Here is a 21,921-nt window from a genome sequence, read left to right as displayed (position 1 = left end):
ACCGAGCGCAGGCACTTTTCGTACAGGACCGAAGGGCCGGCTGAACCCGGGGTTGTACTGGACGCCGAACAGGGCCAGGATCAAGGCCAACAAGAATCACGGGGCGGTCGATGAGTCAGTCCTTGCGCAAGCGCAATCCCTCCTACGAATTGATGGAGGACCTGAGCGGTCACTCGGTGATCTATCGGGAGCATGGCTTTCCCTGCCCGCTGGTGCGCTGGCATTTCCACAAGGAATACGAGCTGCACCTGATCGTGGCCAGTTCGGGGACGGCCTTCATCGGCGACTACATCGGCAACTTCTATCCGGGCACCCTGTTTCTCACCGGTCCGCATCTACCGCACAACTGGATCAGCCGCGTCGCCGAGGGCGAGGTGGTGGCCAAGCGCGACATGCTGGTCAACTTCACCAACGAGACGGTGGATAACGCCACGGCGGTGTTTCCCGAACTCAGCGGCCTGGCGCCGCTGCTGGAACGCGCCCGCTATGGCATCGAATTCCAGGATCCGCAGCTGATCGCCCGCGCCGAGGCGTTGCTGCAACAGATTTCGGAGAGCGGCGGCGCCACCCGCCTCGGCCATTTCCTGGTGCTGATGGAAGCGCTGGCCACTTCGGAGCGCTATCAGCTGCTGTCGGGCAGCGTCGAGCCGGCCACGGCCAGCGAACAGGCGGTGGATCGCACCAACCGGGCGCTGAATTTCATCTTCGATCACTACCAGCGTGATTTCACCCAGGAAGAAGTGGCCGAGCACCTGGGCATGACGCCCACTTATTTCTCGCGCTTCTTCCGCCAGGCCACCGGGCGCACCTTCGTCGAATTCGTCAACAGCCTGCGCATCAGCAAGGCCTGCGAGATGCTCTCCCACAGCAGCATGCCGGTCACCGACATCTGCTTCGAGGCCGGCTTCAACAACATCTCCAACTTCAATCGACGCTTCCACCAGCTCAAGGGCATGACCCCGCGCCAGTACCGCAGCCTGACGGTGCAGCGCCTGACCGAGCAGAACGCCTGAGCGGCTTTCCTTGATCCGGTTTGTTGCCAGCTTGAGAGCCATTGAACAGACGCGGCGCAAAGTTCGGTTATGATCGAACTACCTATCCGTGCCGACCGAGGACAGAGCCATCATGAGCGAACCCTACACGCCCCCACGCATCTGGACCCCCACCACCTCCGGCGGCAACTTCGCCAGCATCAACCGCCCCATCGCCGGGTCGACCCACGACAAGGAGCTGCCGGTCGGCGAGCATCCCTTCCAGCTGTATTCGCTGGGCACGCCCAACGGCATGAAGGTGACCATCCTGCTGGAAGAGTTGCTGGCGGCCGGACATGGCGACGCCGAATACGACGCCTGGCTGATCCGCATCAGCGAGGGTGAGCAATTTTCCAGCGGCTTCATCGAGATCAATCCGAATTCCAAGATCCCGGCCCTGGTGGATCGTCGCGGCGCCGAGCCGCTGCGCGTCTTCGAGTCCGGCGCCATCCTGCTCTATCTCGCCGACAGCTTTGGCGCCTTCATCCCGAAGGATCACGCCGGTCGCACCGAGACGCTGAACTGGCTGTTCTGGCAGATGGGCTCGGCGCCCTTCCTCGGCGGCGGCTTCGGGCATTTCTACGCCTACGCCCCGGAAAAGCTCGAATACCCCATCAACCGCTACGCCATGGAAGCCAAGCGCCAACTCGATGTGCTCGACCGCCTGCTGGCCGAGCGCAGCTACGTGGCCGGCGAGGACTACGGCATCGCCGACATCGCCATCTGGAGCTGGTACGGCAACCTGGTGCTGGGCCAGTTGTACAACGCCGCGGAATTCCTCGCGGTGCAGGACTATACCCACGTGCAGCGCTGGGCCCAGGCCATCGCCGCACGGCCGGCAGTGCAGCGCGGTCGGCGGGTCAATCGCACCTGGGGCGAGCCGGGCGAGCAACTGGCCGAGCGGCATTCGGCGGCCGACCTGGATTGACGCGGGGTAGACGTCAGCGGAGCCGTTGGGTTCGCTGATCGCGGCCATGGGCCGCTCCTACAGAGGCTTGATGTTTCCGTAGGAGCGGCCGCATCGGCGGACCGCCATGGCCGCGATAAAGACAGTTGCTGCTACGAAAGGGGCGACAGTTGATCCCGATTTTTTGCCAGGGTGATGCAGATGAGCGCCTGCTCGAAAAGCCCTCTCGCCACCAGGCCCAGTGGAAAAGGCTGCGCCGTTTTCCACGCTACTGCAGTGCTCGGCCGCAACCTATTTGCCACTGGCGCGGAACCTGATCGCGAGTGACCGGAGCTGAAGCCGCCATAGCCCTGCGCGGCCCCTGGCCAGCTCTAGATACCGAACCGGACCCAAAGCGCTCGCCAACTCCTGCGCGAGCGTCTGGACTACCCCATTAGCAGGCGCTGAGCGCCTTTCCATATTTCCTGCACATTTGCCCAGCAGCCTGACTTCCATCTCAGTCAGGTCTGGCAGGCATGAGCAGGAAATCCCGCATTCTCGTCGTCGTTGTCTTGGTCGGTGCCGCCGTGGCGCTGGGGCTGGTGCTGCACAGGCGCTCGACCGACACCGGTGGCGCTGCGCCCGGCAGCCAGGGTGGCCGGGCCTGGAGCGCGGCCGCGGGACAGGGCCAGCCGATCACCGTCGCGGTGGGCCAGGCCGGGCATGCCGATGTGCCGGTCACCCTCACCGCCCTGGGCACCGTGGTGGCCAACGCCAGTGTGACGGTGACCACCCGAGTGGCCGGTCAGCTGGAGCAGGTGTTCTTCACCGAAGGGCAGCGGGTGAAGAAGGGCCAGCTCCTGGCGCAGATCGATCCGCGGCCCTACCAGGCCACCCTCGATCAATATCGCGGTGACCTGGCGCAGAACCAGGCGCAACTCAAGAGTGCCCAGCTGACCCTGGAGCGCTACCGCCGGCTGGTGGCCAAGGATTCCCTGGCCAGACAGGAGCTGGACACCCAGGTCGCCACCGTGGGCCAGTACCAGGGCGCGGTGCAGGCCGACCAGGCGCAGATCGCCGCCGCCCAGTTGAATCTGCAGTACGCCCGCATCACTGCGCCACTGGAAGGCTACGTCGGCCTGCGCCTGGTGGACCCGGGCAACTACCTGGCGGCCGGCGACACCACCGGCCTCGTCAGCATCACCCAGACCGATCCCATCGCCGTAACCTTCAGCCTGCCCCAGGCGACGCTCGCCAGCCTGCTGCCCAAGGTCCGCCAGGGCCAGGCGCTGCCGGTCACCGCGCTCGGCCAGCTGGACAGTGCGACGCTGGCCGAGGGCGCGCTGAAGTTCATCAGCAACGAGATCGACACCAGCACCGGCAGCCTCAAGCTCAAGGCAGTGTTCGCCAACCCGGACGAGAAGCTCTACCCCAACCAGTTCGTCAACGTACGCCTGCAGACCGACACCCTGAAGAACGCCGTGGTGGTCCCCGCCGCCGCGGTGCAGCTGGGCAGCGACGGCAGCTTCGTCTATGTGATGGGCGCCGATGACAGGGTGCAAAGACGCGGCGTGACCACCGGGCCGGCGCTGGGCGAGCGGCTGGCCATCACCCAGGGACTCGCGGGCGATGAACGGGTGGTCATCCGTGGCATCGACCACCTGCGCGACGGCGCCCAGGTCCGCGTGGAAGGCGCGCCGGCGGCGGCTGCCCACCCATGAATCCGTCACGGCTGTTCATCCAGCGGCCGGTGGCCACGGTACTGCTGATGGTGGCGGTGCTGTTCGCCGGCCTGCTCGGCTATCGCCTGCTGCCGATCTCGGCGCTGCCAGAGGTGGACTATCCCATCATCCAGGTGACCACCCTCTACCCCGGCGCCAGCGCCAAGGTGCTGGCCACCGCGGTGACCGCGCCGCTGGAACGCCAGCTGGGGCAGATGGCCGGCCTGGCGCAGCAGTACTCCACCAGCTCGGCCGGCGCCTCGGTCATTACCCTGAAATTCGACCTCAGCCTGTCGCTGGACGTCGCCGAGCAGGAGGTGCAGGCCGCGATCAACGCCGCCAATAGCTATCTGCCGGACGACCTGCCCAATCCGCCCACCTACAAGAAGGTCAATCCCGCCGACGCCCCGGTGCTGACCCTGGCCGCCACCTCCGACAGCCTGCCGCTGACCCAGGTGCAGGACCTGGTCAACACCCGCCTGGCGCTGAAGCTGTCGCAGCTCTCCGGGGTCGGCCTGGTGAGCCTGGCCGGCGGCCAGCAGCCGGCGGTGCGCATCGATGTCGACCCCAAGGCCCTGGCCGCCCACGGCCTGACCCTGGAAGATGTCTACACGGTGGTCAACGCCGCCAACGTCAACGGCTCCAAGGGCGGCTTCGACGGCCCCGACCACTCCATCACCATCGACGCCAACGACCAGTTGCGCAGCGCCGCCGAGTACGGCGAGCTGGTGCTCAGCTACGCGCACGGCGCCGCCCTGCACCTCAAGGACGTGGCCACGGTCGCGGAGGCACCGGAAAACGCCTATCTGCAGGCCACCGCCAACGGTCGTCCGGCCATCGTCATCAACATCCAGCGCCAACCGGGGGCGAACGTCATCGGCGTGGTCGACGCCATCCAGAAACAGTTGCCCAAGCTCCGGGCCGCCCTGCCCGACAATGTCCAGCTAACGGTGCTGGCCGATCGCACCCAGACCATCCGCGCCTCGCTTGCCGACGTGCAGTTCGAGTTGCTGCTGTCCATCGCCCTGGTGGTGATGGTGACCTTCCTGTTCCTGCGCAACTTCACCGCGACCCTGATTCCCAGCCTGGCGGTGCCGCTGTCGCTGGTGGGCACCTTCGGTGTCCTGTACCTGGCCGGTTTCTCGCTGAACAACCTGACGTTGATGGCGCTGACCATCGCCACCGGTTTCGTCATCGACGACGCCATCGTGGTGGTGGAGAACATCGCCCGCCACCTGGAAGACGGCGAGCCGCCGCTGCAGGCGGCGTTGCGCGGTTCGCGGGAGATCGGCTTCACCATCATCTCCCTGACCTTCTCGCTGATCGCCGTGCTGATCCCGCTGCTGTTCATGGGCGACGTGGTGGGTCGGCTGTTCCGCGAATTCGCCATCACCCTGGCGGTGGCCATCCTGGTCTCCATGTTCGTCTCCCTGACGCTCACACCGATGCTCTGCGGCCGGCTGCTGCAGCACGTGCCGCTGGAGCGCCAGAGCCGCTTCGCGCGCTGGGGCGAGCGGCAATTCGAACGCCTGGTAGCGGGTTACGACCGCACCCTGAGCGTGGTGCTGGATCACCAGCGGCTGACCCTGCTGGTGGCCGTGGCCACCGTGGCGCTGACCGCCCTGCTCTATCTGCTGGTGCCCAAGGGCTTCTTTCCCGGCGAAGACACCGGGCTGATCGTCGGTTTCACCCGCGCCTCCCAGGATGTCTCCTTCGACGTTATGGCGCGCCGCCAGCAGGCGCTGGTGCAACAGGTGCTGGCCGATCCCGCGGTGGCCACGGTCACCTCGACCATCGGCGTCGACGGCAGCAACGCCACCCTCAACCAGGGCCGCCTGCAGATCCAGCTCAAGCCCTTCGATGAGCGCAGCGAGCGGGCACCGGCCATCATCCAGCGCCTCAAGCGGGCCGCCGCAGGCGTGGCCGGCATTCGCCTGGACCTGGTGGCCAACCAGGAGCTGACGGTGGACGACCAGCTCACGCCCAGTCAGTACCAGTTCACCCTGGACGATGCCGACGGCACCCGGCTGGCCGCCCTGCTGCCGCGGCTGCTGCCACGCCTGCAGGCGCGGCCGGAGCTGCGCGACGTGCTCGACGATCTGGAAGACCAGGGCCTCACCGCCCAGGTGGAGCTGGACCGCGCCGCCGCCGCGCGCTTCGGCATCACCGCCGCCGACGTGGACACCGCGCTCTACAACGCCTTCGGCCAACGGCTGATCTCCACCATCTTCACCCAGGCCAACCAGTACCGGGTGGTGCTGCAGGTGCCCGGCGCCTTCCGGCAGACCCCGGCGGCCTTCGGCGACATCTATCTGGCGCCGGCGACCACCGCCACGGCCAGCGGCACCCGCACCACGACCACAACCACAACCACAACCATGAGCAGCAGTCCCAAGGGGCTGGTGCGCCTCACCGATATCGCCCGCATCGAGCAGCGTCCCGGCGCCCTGGCGCTGACGCGCCTGGGGCAGTTCCCGGCGGTGACGCTGTCCTTCAACCTGGCCGACGGCTATTCCCTGGAGCAGGCGCAGCAGGCCATCGCCCAGAGCATGGCCGAGGCCCAGGCGCCGAGCAGCGTCACCCTGAGGTACCAGGGCGCGGCCCAGGCCTTCCAGCAGGCGGCCAGCAATACCCTGTGGCTGATCGCCGCGGTGGTGGTGATGTACATCGTGCTGGGGGTGCTCTACGAGAGCTTCATCCACCCGGTGACCATCCTTTCCACCCTGCCCTCGGCGGCCATCGGCGCCCTGCTGCTCCTGCTACTGACGGGCACCGAGTTCTCCCTGATCGCCCTGATCGGCGTGGTGCTGCTGATCGGCATCGTCAAGAAGAACGCCATCATGATGGTGGACTTCGCCCTGGAGGGACGCCAGCAGCTGCACCTGGCGCCGCGGGAGGCCATTCACCGCGCCTGCCTGCTGCGCCTGAGACCCATCCTGATGACCACCCTGGCCGCCCTGCTCGGCGCCCTGCCGCTGATGTTCGCCAGCGGCTCCGGCGCCGAGCTGCGCCGGCCGCTGGGGCTGGTGATCGTCGGCGGGCTGCTGGTCAGCCAGGTGCTGACCCTCTACACCACGCCGGTGATCTACCTGGTCTTCGATAGCCTCGGCGAACGGCTGGGGCGGCGCTGGCAGCGGAGCGGCGGACGATGAATCCCATCCGCCTGTTCGTGCTCAAGCCGGTCGCCACCCTGTTGCTGAGTCTGGCGGTGCTGTTGCTCGGCCTGCTCGGCTACGCCCGCTTGCCGGTGGCGCCGCTGCCCAAGGTGGACTTCCCCACCATCGTGGTCACCGCCAGCCTGCCGGGCGCCAGCCCCGAGACCATGGCCGCCACCGTGGCCACGCCGCTGGAGCGCAGCCTCGGCCAGATCGCCGGAATCACCGAGCTGACCTCCAGCAGCAGCCAGGGCGCCACCACCCTGATCCTGCAATTCGACCTGTCGCGCAACATCGACGGCGCCGCCCGCGACGTCCAGGCCGGCATCAACGCCGCCCGCAGCCTGCTGCCCAGCGGCATGCCCAGCCTGCCCACCTATCGCAAGGCCAATCCCACGGAATCGCCGATCCTGATGCTGGCGCTGACGTCCAGGACGCGCAGCCCGGGTGAACTCTATGACCTGGCGTCGAGCATCCTGCAGCAGAAGATCGCCCAGGTGCAGGGCGTCGGCCAGGTATCGATCCGCGGCAGTTCGTTGCCGGCGATCCGCATCGACCTGCAGCCCCAGCAACTGGCCCATGCCGGCATCGCCCTGGACAGCGTGCGCGCGGCCATCGCCAACGCCACAACCCATGGCGCCAAGGGCGTGCTGCATGCCGAGGGCCAGACCTGGTCCATCGAGAGCAACGGCCAGCTGGAGCAGGCGGCGGACTATGCGCAGCTGATCGTCGGCTACCAGCAAGGCGCCGCGCTGCGGCTGAGCGACGTGGCGCGGGTCTACGCCACGGTCGAGGACGTCTACGTCAGCGGCTCGCTGAACGGCCAGCCTTCGGTGACCCTCGGCGTCACCCGCCAGGCCGGCGCCAACATGCTGCAGACCCTGGACGCCATCAAGGCCCAGCTGCCGGTCCTGCAGGCCCTGGTGCCGGGTGACGTGGACCTGGTGCCGGTGATCGACCGCTCCGCCAGCATCCGCGCCTCGCTGCACTCCACCGAGGAGACCCTGCTGGTGGCGATGCTGCTGGTGATCGCGGTGGTGTTCGTCTTCCTGCGCGACCTGCGGGCCACCCTGGTACCCGCCGTGGCCCTGCCGCTGTCATTGATCGGCACCTGCGCGATCATGTACCTGCTCGACTACAGCCTGGACAACCTGTCGCTGATGGCGCTGATCATCGCCACCGGCTTCGTGGTGGACGACGCCATCGTGGTGCTGGAGAACGTCACCCGCCACCGCGAGCTGGGTCGCGGTCCGCTGCGCGCGGCACTGATCGGCGGCCGCGAGGTGGCCTTCACCGTGCTGTCCATGACGCTGTCGCTGATCGCCGTGTTCATCCCGCTGCTGCTCATGGGTGGCATCGTCGGCCGGCTGTTCCGCGAATTCGCCGTGACCCTCAGCGTGGCCCTGGTCATCTCCATGCTGCTGTCGCTGACCCTCACCCCCATGCTCTGCGCGCGGGTACTGCGCGAGCGCTCACCCGCAGCACCGGTGCCGGCGCTCTATCGGTGGATCGAGAACGGCCTGGCGCGCCTGCAAGGCGGCTATCTGCGCGGCCTGGACTGGGTGCTGCGGCACCCGCTGCTGACCCTGGCGAGCCTGGCGCTGACCGTGGCGCTCAACGTCTACCTCTATGTGGTGGTGCCCAAGGGCTTCTTTCCGGACCAGGATACCGGGGTGGTGCTCGGCGCCATCCGCGCCGACCAGAGCATCTCCTACCAGGCTCTGGCGCCCTCTGTGAAGGCAATCGCCGCCCGCTTGCGTGACGATCCCGACGTGGCGGCGGTGATGGCCTCCACGGGCGGCGGCATGTTCGGCTCGCGCAACTCGGCGCAATTCTTCATCCGCCTCAAGGACTACAGCGAGCGCAAGGACAGCGCTCAGCGGATCGCCAATCGCCTGAGCCAGCTTGGCAGCCGCCATGCCGGCATCCAGCTGTTCCTCATGCCGGCCCAGGATCTGCGGGTCGGCGGGCGCAGCGCCAACGCCACCTATCAATTCAGCCTGCAGGCCGACGACCTCGACGAATTGCGCCGCTGGACACCCAGGGTGGAAGCCGCCTTCAAGACCCTGCCGGAACTCACCGGGGTGGATTCCGATGCGCAGAACGGCGGCCAGGAGGTGCGCCTGGAGATCGACCGCGCCGCGGCCAGTCGCCTGGGGGTGAGCGTCAAGGACCTCGACACCCTGCTGGACAACGCCTTCAGCCAGCGCCAGGTGGCCACCCTCTATCGCACCCTCAACCAGTACCACGTGGTGCTGGGGCTGGCGCCGGCCTACACCCAGGACCCCGAGGTGCTCAAGCAGCTATACGTGGTGACCGGCAGCGGCGCCCAGGTCCCGCTGGCCGCCTTCGCCCGCTTCACCGGCGGCAATGCCCCCCTGGCGGTGGCGCACCAGGGCCAGATGGCGACCAGCACCCTGGCCTTCAACCTGGCCGACGGGGTATCCCTGGAACAGGCGCAGCGGGCGATCCAGACGGCGCTGGTCAAGGTCGGCCTGCCGCGGCAGATCCAGTCCGGCTTCCAGGGCACCGCCCAGGCCTTCTCCACCCTGGTCGCGCAGATTCCCTGGCTGGTGGCCGCGGCCCTGGCGGCCATCTACCTGGTGCTGGGCATGCTCTACGAGAGCTACATCCATCCGCTGACCATTCTCTCCACCCTGCCCTCGGCCGGGGTCGGCGCCCTGTTGCTGCTGCTGGCCACCGGCACCCAGCTGACCCTCATCGCCCTGATCGGCATCCTGCTGCTGATCGGCATCGTCAAGAAGAACGCCATCCTGCTGGTGGACTTCGCCCTGGTCGCCGAGCGCGACCGCGGCCTCTCGCCCGAGGCCGCCATCCGCGAGGCCTGCCGGCTGAGATTCCGGCCGATCCTGATGACCACCCTGGCGGCCTTCTTCGGCGCCCTGCCGCTGGCGCTGGGTAGCGGCGGCGACGACGCCCTGCGCCAGCCCCTGGGGCTGGCCATCGCTGGCGGCCTGGCCCTGAGCCAGGTGCTGACCCTCTTCACCACCCCGGTGGTGTTCCTCTGTCTCGACCGCCTGAGCCGCGCCAGCCGCCGGTTCTGGCGCCAGCATCTGCGCCGCGCCGCGGCCTGAAGGTAACGACCATGCCGCTCCTGCGCCTCCTGCCCTTGCTGCTCCTGCTGACCCTGCTTGCCGGCTGCACCGTCGGGCCCGACTACCAAAAGCCCAGCGCCCCGCTGTCGACGCATTTCAAGGAGGCAGCCGGCTGGAAGGCCGCCCGCCCGCGTGACGATCAGGCCAAGGGCGCCTGGTGGCAACGCTACGACGATCCCCAGCTCAGCGCCCTGCTGACCCAGGTGGCGGTCTCCAACCAGAACGTCGCCCAGTACCAGGCGCTCTATCGCCAGGCACGCGCCCTGGTCCGCGAAAGCCGCGCCGAGACCCTGCCCAGCGCCACCCTGGACGCCAAGACCACCCGCAGCGAGAACGCCAGCAGCAGCGACAGCGGCAGTGCCAGTGCCGGCGGCGCCACGGTCAGGAACGCCGACAGCCTCAGCCTCGGCCTGAGCTGGGACCTGGACCTCTGGGGCCGGCTGCGCCGCACCCTGGAAGAAGACCGCGCCAGTGCCCAGGCCAGCGCCGCCGAGCTGGCCAACGCCACCCTCAGCGCCCAGGCGGAACTGGCCCAGGACTACTTCCAGCTGCGCGTGCTGGATCGGCGTCTGGCGCTCTATGAGCAGACCCTGGCCGATTACCGACGCTATCTCGCGGTGATCCAGAACAAGTACGACGAACAGCTCGCCTCCCGTGCCGATCTCGCCCAGGCACGGACCCAGCTGGAGAGCGCCGACGCCAATCGGCTGGCCCTGACCACCCAGCGCGCCCAGCTGGAACACGCCATCGCCCTGCTGCTGGGCAAGCCGCCCGCGGACTTCGCCCTGGCCGCCGATCCCCGGTGGCAGGCCCGGCTGCCGGACATTCCTGCCGGCCTGCCCACTGCCCTGCTGGAGCGCCGCCCGGACATCGCCCAGGCCGAGCGCCAGGTGGCCGCCGCCAATGCCGCCATCGGCGTGGCCACCGCCGCCTACTACCCCGACCTGACCCTGAGCGCCAGCGGCGGCTACCAGAGCAGCCTGCTCGGCGAGCTGCTCAAGACGCCGAGCCGCTTCTGGTCACTGGGACCGACCCTCTCCGGTACCCTGTTCGATTTCGGTGCCACCCGCGCGAGCGTCGACCAGGCGCGCGCGGCCTACGACGCCAAGGTGGCGAGCTACCGGCAGACGGTGCTCACCGCCCTGGGCGAGGTGGAAGACGACCTGGTGGCGCTGCAGGTGCTCGGCCCCGAACTCGCCGCCCAGCGCCGCGCCGTGGCCGCCGCCCGCGATTCGGCCAGCGTGACCCGCGACCAGTACGAGGCCGGCATCATCGACTACCTGGACGTGGCCACCACCCAGGCGACCCAGCTGAGCCAGGAGCAGAGCCTGCTGCAACTGGAATCCAGCCAGCTGGTGACCAGTGTCCAGCTGCAGATGGCCCTGGGTGGCGACTGGCAGGCCGCGCGCCTGGCCGACGCCCCCTGACAGCCACCCGTGGAGCTGCTAGCGTGCCCTTACCTTCCGCCGTCGAGATCCGCATGGGCCTGTTTCGCCTGTCCCTCTCCGCCAAGGTCTTCCTCGCCGCCCTGGCGCTCTGCGCCTTCGCCGTGCTGGGCATGGCCTGGGCCTCCTACTTAAGTTTCTCGCGGGATTTCCTCGGCTATCTCAACGGCCAAGCCGAACAGCGGCTGGATGCCCTGGTGCCGCGCTTCGAGCACGCCTACGCCGAGCATGGCGACTGGAATTTCCTGCTCAACCAGCACCCGCCCGAGGCCTGGATCCAGCTGCTGCGCCCGGAATTGCCCGCCAATACCAGCGTCCGCCCCTCCCCGCCGGTGTCGGATCTCACCGGCGCCTTTCTGCGCTTCTCGCTGCTGGATGCCGAGCATCGCTACCTGATCGGCTTTCGCGACCTGCCGCCCGTCCCGCTGTTGCGGGCCATCCACTGGCAGGGCCGGGTGGTCGGCTGGCTGGCGCTGACGCCCTTCGAGGCGGTCATCAGCGACGGCGACCGCCGCTTCCAGCAGAGCCAGATCCGCTCCAGCCTGGTGATCGCCTTCGTCTGCCTGCTGCTGGCCGCCGCCCTGGCCTGGTGGATCGCCCGCACCCTGCTGCGCCCGATCCGCACCGTGGCCGCCGCCACCCATCGTCTGGCGGCCGGCGACTACGGCATCCAGCTGCCCATCCGCTCCGCCGACGAGGCCGGCCAGCTGGCCCAGGACTTCAACCGCCTGGCCCGCGTCCTGGCCAGCAACGAGCTGCAGCGCCGCGCCTTCATGGCCGACATCTCCCACGAATTGCGGACGCCCCTGGCGGTGCTCAGGGGTGAACTGGAAGCCATGGAGGACGGGATCCGCCCGCTGGATGTGAGCGGGCTGAAGTCGCTGCAGACCGAGGTCGGCTCGCTGAACAAGCTGGTGGACGATCTATTCGAATTGTCGCTGGCCGAAGTCGGCGGCCCCACCTACCGCCACGAAGCGCTGGACCTGGCGACCCTGCTGGCGCTGACCGCCGATGCCTGGCGCCCGCGCTATCGCCAGGCCGGCCTGGAACTGCGGCTGGAGCTGCCGGATACCCCGCTGCTGATCCGCGGCGATGAGGCGCGCCTGGGCCAGCTGTTCTACAACCTGCTGGAGAACAGCCTGAGGTACACCGAAGCCCCTGGTCAGGTGCACCTTGCCGCGCGCCAGCTCGGCAACCTGCTGCAGGTCGATCTGCAGGACTCCGCGCCCGGGGTGCCCGCGGCCGACCGCGAACGGCTGTTCGAGCGGTTCTACCGCGTCGAAGGCTCGCGCAGCCGCCGCAGCGGCGGCGCCGGCCTGGGCCTGGCCATCTGTCGCGGCATCGCCGAGGTGCATGGCGGTCAGCTGCAGGCCAGGGAATCACCGCTTGGCGGCCTCTGGCTCGAACTGCGGTTGCCCGCCCTCGCTGACCGGAGCCCGGCATGAGCCAGACCATTCTGCTGGTGGAAGACGAACCCAAGCTCGCCGCCCTGCTGAGTGACTACCTCAAGGCCGCCGGCTTCAGCTGCGACTGGCACGCCGACGGCGAACAGGCCCTGGCCGCCCTCCGCGCCACGCCACCCGACCTGCTGCTGCTCGACCTGATGCTGCCCGGCCTCGACGGCCTGGAGATCTGCCGCGCGGTACGCACCTTCAGCGCCCTGCCGATCATCATGGTCACCGCCCGGGTCGACGAGATCGACCGCCTGCTCGGCCTGGAACTGGGCGCCGACGACTACATCTGCAAACCCTTCAGCCCGCGCGAAGTGGTGGCCCGGGTCAAGGCCGTGCTGCGCCGCAGCAGCGTGCCGGACGGCCGGCCCGCGCCCAGCGGCCTGCAGCTGGACACCGAGACCTACCAGGCCAGCTTCAACGGGCGGCCGCTGGAGCTGACCCCGGTGGAATTCCGCCTGCTGGCGACCCTGGCCCAGCACCCCGGCAAGGTGCTTTCGCGCGACCAGTTGCTCAACCACTTGCACACCGACTACCGCATCCTCACCGACCGCACCGTCGACAGCCACGTGCGCAACGTCCGCCGCAAGCTGCACCGCCTCGACCCGGACTGCGAGCTGATCCGCTCCATCTATGGCGTGGGCTATTGCCTGGAGACTTGACCCGCTCAGCCTGCGCTCGACCAGGCCGCACTCGCCGATCCCAGCCGCGTAGCCGGCCGCGGCCAGTGCAGGCGCAGGTCGCCGATCTGCAGCGGCGGGCGCAACCGCAGCGCCGGCCCCCAGGCGGTGGGCTCGGGGGTGGCATCGTAGTCGGCGTCCTGCACGCCGGTATAAAGGGGCGCGTAGGCCACGGCGGGATGCTCGGTCAGCAGGCAGGCGGTACGCGCCAGCGACAGGCGCGCGCTCAGCACACGGCCCTCGCGCAGGCGACCGGTGAGGCCGCGGATGACCGCGGCCGCCATCAGGTAACCGGTGGCGTGGTCGAGGGCCTGAACCGGCAAAGGCACCGGCTGCTGCGCCTGCTGCCAGTCGCGCCCGGCCGCGGCGATGCCGCAGGACAGCTGCACCAGGCTGTCGTAGCCGCGCCGCAGGGCCCAGGGCCCGGTCCAGCCGTAGGCGCACAGGGACACGTCGATCAGCGCCGGCTGCAATGCCCGGCGCTGGGCGGCACCATAGCCGAGCCGCTCTAGAGCGTCGGCGCGATAGCCATGCACCAGGACATCCGCCTCCTCCAGCAAGGCTTCGAACACCCGGCGGTCGGCCGGCCGGCGCAGGTCCAGTCGCGCGCAGCGCTTGCCCAGGGTCACCTCGGGCGCCTGGGCCGGTTCGTCCCAGGCGGGTGGATCGATGCGCAGCACCTCGGCGCCCAGCCCGGCCAGCAGGCGGGTGGCGATCGGCCCGGCGAGGATGCGGGTCAGGTCGAGGACGCGAATGCCCCGCAAGGGACGTTGCGGATCGGGGCGCCAGTCGCGCGCGGTGGCAATGGCTGTCCATTCCTGGGCGATCAAGGGTTCGGCGCGCACCGCTTGCCCCTGGGGATGCGCCTGCCACTCCGCCTGGGTACGCAGGCTCGCCGCGCAGCCACCCGCGGCGACGATGGCCGTCTCCAGGGCTTCGCCAGCCCCGTCGGCCATGGCCTCGGCGACGGCAGCCTGGCTGTTGCCACAGCCCAGCACGGCGAGGGCACGCTCCCGGTGATGAGGCGCATTGGCGTGCAACCGCAGCCAGCCGTCGCGGGTGCGGTAGTCGCCCGTGACGGGATCCCAGACTGCGGGCAATTCCCAGCCCAGGGGACGCAGGGAGGTCTTGAACCAGGCCGCGGCGAGATGCCGGTCCACCTGCACCGGCAATCCGGGTGCCCCTTCGGCCAGCAGATCGGCGGCGGCCAGGCCGGCGACCCCGATCGCCGCCGTGGCGAGGTCGCTGACCGGAAAGCAGGAGGCCAGGCTATCGTTGCCCCGGACCTGCAGATTTGCCGCCTGGGCGGCAGACAGATCCAGGGCGGTGACGAGTTCGTCGAGCAGGGATTGAAAGACGGCAGGCGTACGGGACGGGTGGGTCAAGGCAAGGTCCTCCGCGGCAGCAGGCAGTGCTCTCACAGTAGCCCTGCCTGCGCGAGCAGGACACCGGCGTTCGTCCGTCTACCGTCCAGCCCGACACGGGGACAAATCGCCCTCTGCCTGGGTCTCCCCTTCATCAGCCCACCCACGCTATCGGGAGACCCCATGACCGCACGACAACTCCTCATCGCCGGCGCCAGCGGCATCATCGGCCAGGCCGTGCTGGACGCCTTCGCCAAGGCCGGCTGGTCCATCACCACCGTCGGCCGCTCGCGACAGGCACCCAGTCGCTTTCCTCATCTGACCGCCGACCTGCTGGACCCGGCCAGCCTGGCCGCGGCCAAGGCCGATCTCGCCGGCGTGACCCATCTCTTCTACAGCGCCCTCAAGCCCAACCCCGACCCAGGCGTCGAGGCGGACGAAAACGCCGCCATGCTGGAGAACCTGGTCGCCGCGGTACGGGATGCCGGCGCCCCCCTGGCCCGCATCACCTTCGTCCAGGGCGGCAAGATCTACGGCGCCCACCTGGGGGTGTACAAGACCCCAGCCCGCGAGGATGACAGCCGCCACTTCCCGCCCAACCTCTATTTCCGCCATGAAGACTTCGTGCGCAGCCTGGAGGCCGACGGCATCCGCTGGACCGCCCTGCGCCCCGACATCGTCATCGGTCACTCACTGGGCTCGGCCATGAACCTGGGCAACCTGATCGGTCTCTACGGCGCCCTGTGCAAGGCGACCGGCACCGCCATGCAATTCCCCGGAACCGAGCAGGCCTATCGCGGCGCCCTGGTCAACGTCACGGCCGCGCCGCTGCTGGGCGAAGCCGCGGTCTGGGCCGCCGAAGAGCAGCGCGATGGCGCCTTCAACCTCACCAACGGCGATGTCTTTCGCTGGAGTCACGTCTGGCCACAGCTGGCCGACTGGTTCGGGCTGGACGTGGGCGAGCCGCAACCCATCTCCCTGGCCCAGCGCCTGACCGCGCTGAAGCCGCTCTGGCAGACGCTGGCGCAAGGGGAAGGACTGGCCGAGGCCGATCCCGAGCGGATTGCGCCCGGGGCCTTCGGCGACTTCATCTTCCATGTCGAGAAGGACGCCATCTTCGATGTGACCAAGGCGCGGCAGGCCGGCTTCGGGCAGATGGTCCTGAGATCGGACGAGGTCCTGCTCGCGCACCTGGAGGACATGCGTCGGCGGCGACTGATTCCCTGAGGCATCCCGCGCCGTCCCGATAGAGGCAAAACGCCCGGGACGACATGCGGTCTCAACCCCAACGTCTCGCCATTGGAGTTCTACCTTGTACGCCGACACCCTCACCTGGGGCCATGGCCCCCGCACCTTCGAAGTCTTTCTCGAGCCCACCTGCCCCTTTTCGGTCAAGGCCTTCAACAAGCTCGACGATCTGCTGACCCAGGCCGGCCCTGAGCGGATCACCCTGAAGATCCGCCTGCAATCCCAACCCTGGCACCTGTTCTCCGGGGTGGTGGTGCGCTGCGTGCTGGCCGCCGCCACCCTCGACGGCGGCAGGGAGAGCGCCAAGGCGGTGCTGGCCGCGGTGGCGGCCCATCGCGAGGAATTCGAGTTCAAGGATCACGCCACCGGCCCCAACCGCGACGCCACGCCCAACGACATCATCGCGCGCCTGGAAGGCTACAGCGGCCTGGCCCTGGCCGACGCCTTCGCCAATCCGGACCTGCAGCACGCCATCAAGTGGCATTGCAAGTACGCCCGGCAGAACGGTATCCATGTCTCGCCGACCTTCATGATCGACGGCCTGGTGCAACCCGACATCAGCAGCGGGGACTCGGTCGCGGACTGGCTCGCTCGGCTGGGTTGAGCCCCAGGGCTCAGGGTCGAGAGGCGGCGTAGCCCGGCCACTCGCGCTATGCTCGGCGGCTTCGTCCCGACCCGAGACAGACCCTTGATGGCCCTTCCCGCTGGAGCCTCATCCTGGAAGCCCTGAGCGTCTACCTGGGCCTGGCCGCCCTCGCCTTCGGCGCGGCCACCCTGTTGCCCCTGCAATCGGAAGCGGCCCTGGCCGGGCTGCTGCTCACCGAGCGCTATGCCACGGCGCTCCTGCTGCTGGCCGCGACGCTGGGCAATGTCGCCGGCTCGACGCTGAACTGGTGGCTGGGCACCCACCTCGAACGCTTTCGCCAACGCCGCTGGTTTCCGTTGGCGCCGCAACGCCTTGCCCGTATCCAGGCGGCCTACCAGCGCTGGGGCTGGTGGTCGCTGCTGCTCAGCTGGACGCCCGTGATCGGCGATCCCCTGACCCTGGTGGCCGGGGTGATGCGTGAGCCGCTGTGGCGCTTTCTACTGGTGGTGACCCTGGCCAAGGCCGCGCGCTACGCCGTGGTCTGGGGCCTTGCCCTGGGTTGGCGCTGAGTCGGCGTACCGGTCTCTCGTTAACCGAGCTGACGCCGGCGGCGCCACAACCAGCGCGTTTCCACGGCGGCGAGATCGGCAAGCGGAATCAGGTCAGCGGGAATACGACTGCAGTTCGACAGATTGAACACCTGGCGACCCGCGGCGCGCATCGCGGTCTGCATGACCTGCAAGCCGGGCAGGATGCGACTGTGCAGGTGCTCGTCGAGGCCGCAGGGCGACGCCGGCGAGCGACCATCCTCGTAGAACCGCGGACGGTCGCTGTCGAGATCGACGCCGGCGAGATAGATCTCGGTGAACCCCAGGTGATAGGCCAGTTGCAGGGCGATGAAGGCCACCGTGCGGACATCGAAGATGCCGTAATCCAGGTTGCAGCTGAAGCCGATATCCCGGGCGCGACGACTGAACCAGGCGGGCAGCCGTTGCGCCTGCTCCTGCTCGGCGCCCAGGTGGTGCTCCAGGCGCGTGGCTGGCGCCCGGTGCAGCGGATGCGCCTTGGCGGCCAGTTCCGCGGGCAGGGCCTGGATGGCTTCCGGCCAGAGCGCCAGCCGGGTGGCCCGTTCCAGTCCCTGGCGATAGAGCTCGGGTTGTTGCTGCGCGAAGCTGAGATCGCTGCAGACGTAGAACAGCGGATTCAGGGGACGGCCCAGCAACTTGGCGATGGCGCCATTCATGGTGATGACCGGAATGTCCCGCCAGACCGGCGGATTGAGCCTGCCCGCCGACGGCCCCGAGGCCAGCAGCAGCACGGGGCCGCGGTAGGCATTGCGCCAGGCGGCGAAGGCGCCAGCGCTCGAACTCACAGCTTCGGGCGGGCGGAACGAGAGGGGTGAAAGGTACAAGGTACGACTCCTCGGAGTGACGATGACCAGACCTGGCGCGCCGATCGACCACTAGCGAACGCGCCGCGTGACAGGGCCCGGCACTGGACAGCGCTGCGGCCCCGTCGCCCATTGTGCGTGAACCTGCCGCTGCTGGATTTCTACCCCAGGTAAAAGTCCGTCGCCACCTTGTATCCGGATCCTTACAAAGTCCGGCCTTGAGTCATGACCGCTGCGGCCCTGGCGCCTCCCAGGCTGGATACTGGCCAGCCTGGGAGGCCTTGCCGCTAGGAACCGCGGTAGGTGCTGAAGCCATAGGGGCTGAGCAACAGCGGGATATGGTAGTGCTGTTCCGGCTGGGTGACGTCGAACACCACCGGGATTTCCGGGAAGAAGGCGCTGCGACCCTGCTGGCGATAGTAGTCGCCGGTCTTGAAGACCACCCGGTATTCACCCTTCTCGAAGGTCTTTTCCTTGGGAAACAGCGCCGGCACCCGGCCCTGCTCGTTGGTGACCTCTTCCGCCAGCGGCTGCCAGCCCTGCCCTACCTGGCGCTCCAGGGTCACGTGCACCCCGGCCGACGGCTTGCCGTCTTCCAGGTTGAGCACATGGACACTCAGGGGATTGGGCGCGGCGACCGCGAAGCCCGACAGGGCCAGACCCGACAACAGCACGAACGTCTTCATGGAGATCTCCTTCAAGGATGAGAGGTGAGGTTGAGGTGTTCAGCGGCCGCCAGCGCACAGCGCTCGTCCGCCCCGCCACCGCCGGCACCGGCGATGCCAAGGGCGCCGACCAGTTGGTCGCCTTCGTAGAGGGGGATGCCACCGCCGAGCAGCAGCAATTCGGGCAGGGTGACGAGATTGGCCGCATCCGGGTTCTGCCGGGCGCGCTCGGCCAGCGCCTGCGACGGGGTGCGGGTGGACAGGGCGGTAAAGGCCTTGCGCCGCGCCGCCTCGGCGTTGTGCGGTCCGACGCGGGTATCGCGTTGCAGGAGGATCAACTGACCGCTGCGGTCGAGCACCGCGAGCGCGGCGCTGCAGGGCGCGGCCTGCGCCAGTCGCTGCGCGGCCGCGAGGTCGAGATCGGGGTGCTGCGGCAGCGCCGCCTGCGCCTGACCGAGGGCGGCAGCGCCCAGCAGCGCGAGGGTGAGAGAGGAAAGAAAGCGCGACATGATTCGAGGTCCAGGAGATGACCCCGCCAACCTATCCTGATCGTTCGGTCAGGAACGGGTACTGCAGAATGACAATTTTGTCAGAAGGATCAGCGAGATAGCTGTCCCGACCCGACAGCGTCACCCCTCGCCCGCAGCGTTGACATTCCTGCCTCGCGGCGCGTGGGTAACGCGCCGAGCCTCCCGTTGCCTTGATCCCTCTCTATTGCCAGCGACCCGAGTCGACAGTGGTCTCACGAAGGGCCGTTGCTTTCCGGAAGTGCACAGGCCCATCGACCACGCAAAACCATCGGGTCGCTATTGATCGATTAGATCAAAATATGCTTTATTGTGATCAGAACAATCACAAGGTAGGCATGACCATGAAATTCCGCGGCATCGTTCCCGCCCTCGTTACCCCCTTTGACGCCCAACAACGTGTCGATGAAAACGCTTTGCGCGGTTTGATCGAGAACCTGATTGGCGCCGGCGTCCACGGCCTGTTCGTCCTGGGCACTAACGGCGAGTTCTTCGCCCTTTCCGAAGCCGAAAAGCTGCGTATCGCCGAGCTCACGGTGGACGCCGCGGGCGGCCGGGTCCCGGTCGTAGCCGGTACCGGTGCCTTCGCCACGCACGAAGTGATTGAACTGAACAAAAAGATGGCGGATCGCGGCGTCGATGCCCTGTCGGTGATCACGCCCTACTTCAATGCCGTCAGCCAGAAAGAGCTGATCACCCATTACGAAGCCATTGGCGACGCCTCCCCACTGCCGCTCATGCTCTACAACATTCCGGCCAAGACCGGCATGTCGATCGGCATCGGCGCCGTGGCCGCCTTGAGCCAGCATCCGCAGATCAAGGGGATCAAGGACAGCGCCGGCAACTTCGACGCCCTGGTGCAGATGATGAAGTACCGCAGCGATGACTTCGCCGTCTTCGCCGGCACCGACTCCCTCATCTACTGGAACCTGCTGGCCGGCGGCGATGGCGCGGTGGCGGCCACGGCCAACGCGGTACCTCAGGTCGTCATGACCCTCTGGAACGCCTTCCAGGCCGGCGACCACGCCACCGCCCGCGCCGCCCAGGAAAAGCTGCGCCCGCTGCGCGATGCCTTCGCCCTGGGCACCATGCCGTCGGTACTGAAGAAGGCCGCCGACCTGCTCAACGTCCCGGTCGGCCCCTGCCGGGCCCCGATCGCGCCGCTGGACGAAGCCACGGTGCACAAGCTCGAAGGCCTGCTGGCCATCTATCGCGACTGACCCGGAGCGCCCATGTCCTTCTATCATTTCCAGACCGTCAAACACCTGGTCCACGGCGCCGGCGCCCTGGATCAGCTCGGCGACAAGCTCGCCCTCCTCGACGTCCCGCTGCGCCGCGTGGTGCTGGTCACCCAGAACGCCATGCATGGCCTGGGCGTGACCGAGCGCGTCAAGGCGCAACTGGCCGCCCGCGACATCGACGTGGCCGTCATCGACAACGTCGAGATCGAGCCGACCCTTGAGAACATCGAGCAGGTCTTTCGCGAGCAGGTCTCGCCGCGCCAACCGGACGCCCTGCTCGCCATCGGCGGCGGCTCGGTGCTGGATGCCGCCAAGCTGTTCGCGGTCATGCTCACCAACGAGCAGTCGCTCAGATCCATGCTCGGCATCGACCAGGTCGCCCGCGCCGGGCTGCCCACCGTGCTGGTCCCGACCACCGCCGGCACCGGCTCGGAAGTGACGCCCAATGCCATCGTCACCCTGCCCGACGAAGAGCTGAAAGTGGGCGTGGTCAGCCGCCACCTGCTGCCCGCCCTGGTGCTGCTCGATCCGCTGCTGACGCTGAGCCTGCCCAAGGCCATCACCGCGGCTACCGGGATGGACGCCTTCACCCATTCCCTGGAGTCCTTCATCTCCAACAAGGCCAACCCGGTCAGCGATACCTTCGCCCTGGAGTCCATGCGCCTGATCGCCGGCAGTATCGTCGAGGCCTATCAGCAGCCGGACTCGGTGCGCGCCCGCAGCGACATGCTGCTCGGCTCCACCTACGGCGGCGTGGCCCTGACCGCAGCCGGTACGGCCGCGGTCCATGCGCTGGCCTATCCCCTCGGTGGCAAGTTCCACGTCACCCATGGGGTGGCCAACGCCATGCTGCTGCCCCATGTCATGGCCTTCAACCTGGACAGTTGCGCGCCGCGCCTGAAGCGCGCCGCCATGGTCTGCGGCCTGGCCCGCGCGGAAGACAGCGACGAAGCCGCCGCGCACCAGCTGATCGAGCAGATCGCCGCCTGGACCGCCATCCTGGAAATCCCCCAGGACCTGGCCGCCTTTGGCGTGCGCGAGGAGCACCTGGCGGAGATGGCCGTGGCGGCCTCCAAGGTCACCCGGCTGATGGTCAACAATCCCAAGCCACTGAGCCTGGACGACATCCAGGCGCTGTACCGGCGCCTGCTGCCATGACCCGCCTGCTGATCCTGGCCGACGACCTCAGCGGCGCCGCCGACTGCGCCCTGGGCTTTGCCAAGGCGCAGGCGACCCGGGTGCTGCTCGACGCCGAGGCCCTGGACGCCCAGGCGCCGGTGACGGCACTGGATCTGGACAGCCGTCGACTGGATGCGCGTGCGGCGGCCGCACGCCACGCCGCGCTGCTCGGGCACCCGGCGTTGGGGGGCGCCCCGCGCGACAACAAGAACCCCACCCCCCAGCGGGGGCAAGTA

18 protein-coding genes are annotated in these 21,921 nt (G+C 68.4%); 14 read left to right on the top strand and 4 right to left on the bottom strand.

From position 1 onward, the window contains the following. Positions 1–110: 110 nt before the first annotated feature. The 8 genes from QMX82_RS20030 to QMX82_RS19995 all read left to right on the top strand — a co-directional run bounded on the left by QMX82_RS20030 (position 111) and on the right by QMX82_RS19995 (position 13,467). A complete protein-coding gene (locus QMX82_RS20030; protein ID WP_282286863.1) occupies positions 111–1,013 on the top strand; it encodes an AraC family transcriptional regulator in 903 nt (300 codons plus the stop codon). Between the two features lie 112 nt (positions 1,014–1,125). Further along, positions 1,126–1,959 (top strand): glutathione-dependent disulfide-bond oxidoreductase, encoded by an 834-nt coding sequence (gene yghU / locus QMX82_RS20025; RefSeq protein WP_282286861.1) that lies wholly within the window; start codon positions 1,126–1,128, stop codon positions 1,957–1,959. Positions 1,960–2,453: 494 nt separating this feature from the next. After that, the gene (locus tag QMX82_RS20020; RefSeq protein ID WP_282286859.1) at positions 2,454–3,638 is read left to right on the top strand and encodes an MdtA/MuxA family multidrug efflux RND transporter periplasmic adaptor subunit; all 1,185 of its coding nucleotides are present in this window, start codon (positions 2,454–2,456) and stop codon (positions 3,636–3,638) included. Continuing rightward, entirely contained in the window at positions 3,635–6,790 is a 3,156-nt protein-coding gene (locus tag QMX82_RS20015) for an efflux RND transporter permease subunit (RefSeq protein WP_282286858.1), read from the top strand. The genes QMX82_RS20020 and QMX82_RS20015 overlap by 4 nt, the downstream gene beginning before the upstream one ends. Beyond that, positions 6,787–9,888 (top strand): efflux RND transporter permease subunit, encoded by a 3,102-nt coding sequence (locus tag QMX82_RS20010; protein WP_282286856.1) that lies wholly within the window; start codon positions 6,787–6,789, stop codon positions 9,886–9,888. The genes QMX82_RS20015 and QMX82_RS20010 overlap by 4 nt, the downstream gene beginning before the upstream one ends. Positions 9,889–9,899: 11 nt before the next feature. Further along, positions 9,900–11,336: an efflux transporter outer membrane subunit gene (locus QMX82_RS20005; RefSeq protein ID WP_282286853.1), complete on the top strand. Its 1,437-nt coding sequence runs from the start codon at positions 9,900–9,902 to the stop codon at positions 11,334–11,336. A gap of 53 nt (positions 11,337–11,389) precedes the next feature. After that, a complete protein-coding gene (locus tag QMX82_RS20000) occupies positions 11,390–12,799 on the top strand; it encodes an ATP-binding protein (protein ID WP_282286882.1) in 1,410 nt (469 codons plus the stop codon). Then, positions 12,796–13,467: a response regulator gene (locus QMX82_RS19995; RefSeq protein ID WP_208694635.1), complete on the top strand. Its 672-nt coding sequence runs from the start codon at positions 12,796–12,798 to the stop codon at positions 13,465–13,467. The genes QMX82_RS20000 and QMX82_RS19995 overlap by 4 nt, the downstream gene beginning before the upstream one ends. 5 nt (positions 13,468–13,472) lie before the next feature. Here QMX82_RS19995 and QMX82_RS19990 read toward each other — a convergent pair whose 3' ends face one another. Next, positions 13,473–14,807: a CoA transferase gene (locus QMX82_RS19990; RefSeq protein ID WP_282286880.1), complete on the bottom strand. Its 1,335-nt coding sequence runs from the start codon at positions 14,805–14,807 to the stop codon at positions 13,473–13,475. Positions 14,808–15,032: 225 nt separating this feature from the next. Here QMX82_RS19990 and QMX82_RS19985 point away from each other — a divergent pair, with 225 nt between their 5' ends. The 3 genes from QMX82_RS19985 (at position 15,033) to QMX82_RS19975 (ending at position 17,252) form a co-directional block, all read left to right on the top strand. Continuing rightward, positions 15,033–16,076 carry an SDR family oxidoreductase gene (locus tag QMX82_RS19985; protein ID WP_208694633.1) on the top strand — a complete coding sequence of 348 codons (1,044 nt, stop codon included), beginning with the start codon at positions 15,033–15,035 and terminating at the stop codon, positions 16,074–16,076. An 85-nt stretch (positions 16,077–16,161) separates the two neighbouring features. Then, positions 16,162–16,701, top strand: a complete 540-nt coding sequence (locus QMX82_RS19980) for a DsbA family protein (protein WP_282286849.1) — start codon at positions 16,162–16,164, stop codon at positions 16,699–16,701. 113 nt (positions 16,702–16,814) lie between these two features. After that, positions 16,815–17,252, top strand: a complete 438-nt coding sequence (locus QMX82_RS19975; RefSeq protein WP_282286878.1) for a YqaA family protein — start codon at positions 16,815–16,817, stop codon at positions 17,250–17,252. 20 nt (positions 17,253–17,272) lie between these two features. Here QMX82_RS19975 and QMX82_RS19970 read toward each other — a convergent pair whose 3' ends face one another. The 3 genes from QMX82_RS19970 to QMX82_RS19960 form a co-directional block, all read right to left on the bottom strand. Next, positions 17,273–18,094: a lipopolysaccharide biosynthesis protein gene (locus QMX82_RS19970; protein WP_282286847.1), complete on the bottom strand. Its 822-nt coding sequence runs from the start codon at positions 18,092–18,094 to the stop codon at positions 17,273–17,275. 266 nt (positions 18,095–18,360) lie between these two features. Next, positions 18,361–18,759 carry a hydroxyisourate hydrolase gene (gene uraH, locus QMX82_RS19965; RefSeq protein WP_027602718.1) on the bottom strand — a complete coding sequence of 133 codons (399 nt, stop codon included), beginning with the start codon at positions 18,757–18,759 and terminating at the stop codon, positions 18,361–18,363. A gap of 11 nt (positions 18,760–18,770) precedes the next feature. Next, positions 18,771–19,247: a GlcG/HbpS family heme-binding protein gene (locus QMX82_RS19960; RefSeq protein WP_187978855.1), complete on the bottom strand. Its 477-nt coding sequence runs from the start codon at positions 19,245–19,247 to the stop codon at positions 18,771–18,773. A gap of 362 nt (positions 19,248–19,609) precedes the next feature. On the opposite strand from QMX82_RS19960, the gene dapA reads away from it, so the two are divergent. The 3 genes from dapA to QMX82_RS19945 form a co-directional block, all read left to right on the top strand. Next, the gene (gene dapA / locus QMX82_RS19955) at positions 19,610–20,485 is read left to right on the top strand and encodes a 4-hydroxy-tetrahydrodipicolinate synthase (RefSeq protein WP_317630263.1); all 876 of its coding nucleotides are present in this window, start codon (positions 19,610–19,612) and stop codon (positions 20,483–20,485) included. 12 nt (positions 20,486–20,497) lie between these two features. Then, the gene (locus QMX82_RS19950; protein ID WP_282286837.1) at positions 20,498–21,664 is read left to right on the top strand and encodes an iron-containing alcohol dehydrogenase; all 1,167 of its coding nucleotides are present in this window, start codon (positions 20,498–20,500) and stop codon (positions 21,662–21,664) included. Further along, positions 21,661–21,921 (top strand): four-carbon acid sugar kinase family protein (locus QMX82_RS19945; protein ID WP_282286830.1); only part of this gene is annotated, 261 nt, incomplete at its 3' end. The genes QMX82_RS19950 and QMX82_RS19945, both read left to right, overlap by 4 nt.

The sequence above is a fragment of the Pseudomonas sp. PS02302 genome, assembly GCF_029959585.1.
GTDB classification, from domain to species: domain Bacteria; phylum Pseudomonadota; class Gammaproteobacteria; order Pseudomonadales; family Pseudomonadaceae; genus Chryseomonas; species Chryseomonas aestiva.
Note: the sequence above shows the minus strand (reverse complement) of the source record. Positions and strands in the feature narration are given on the sequence as shown.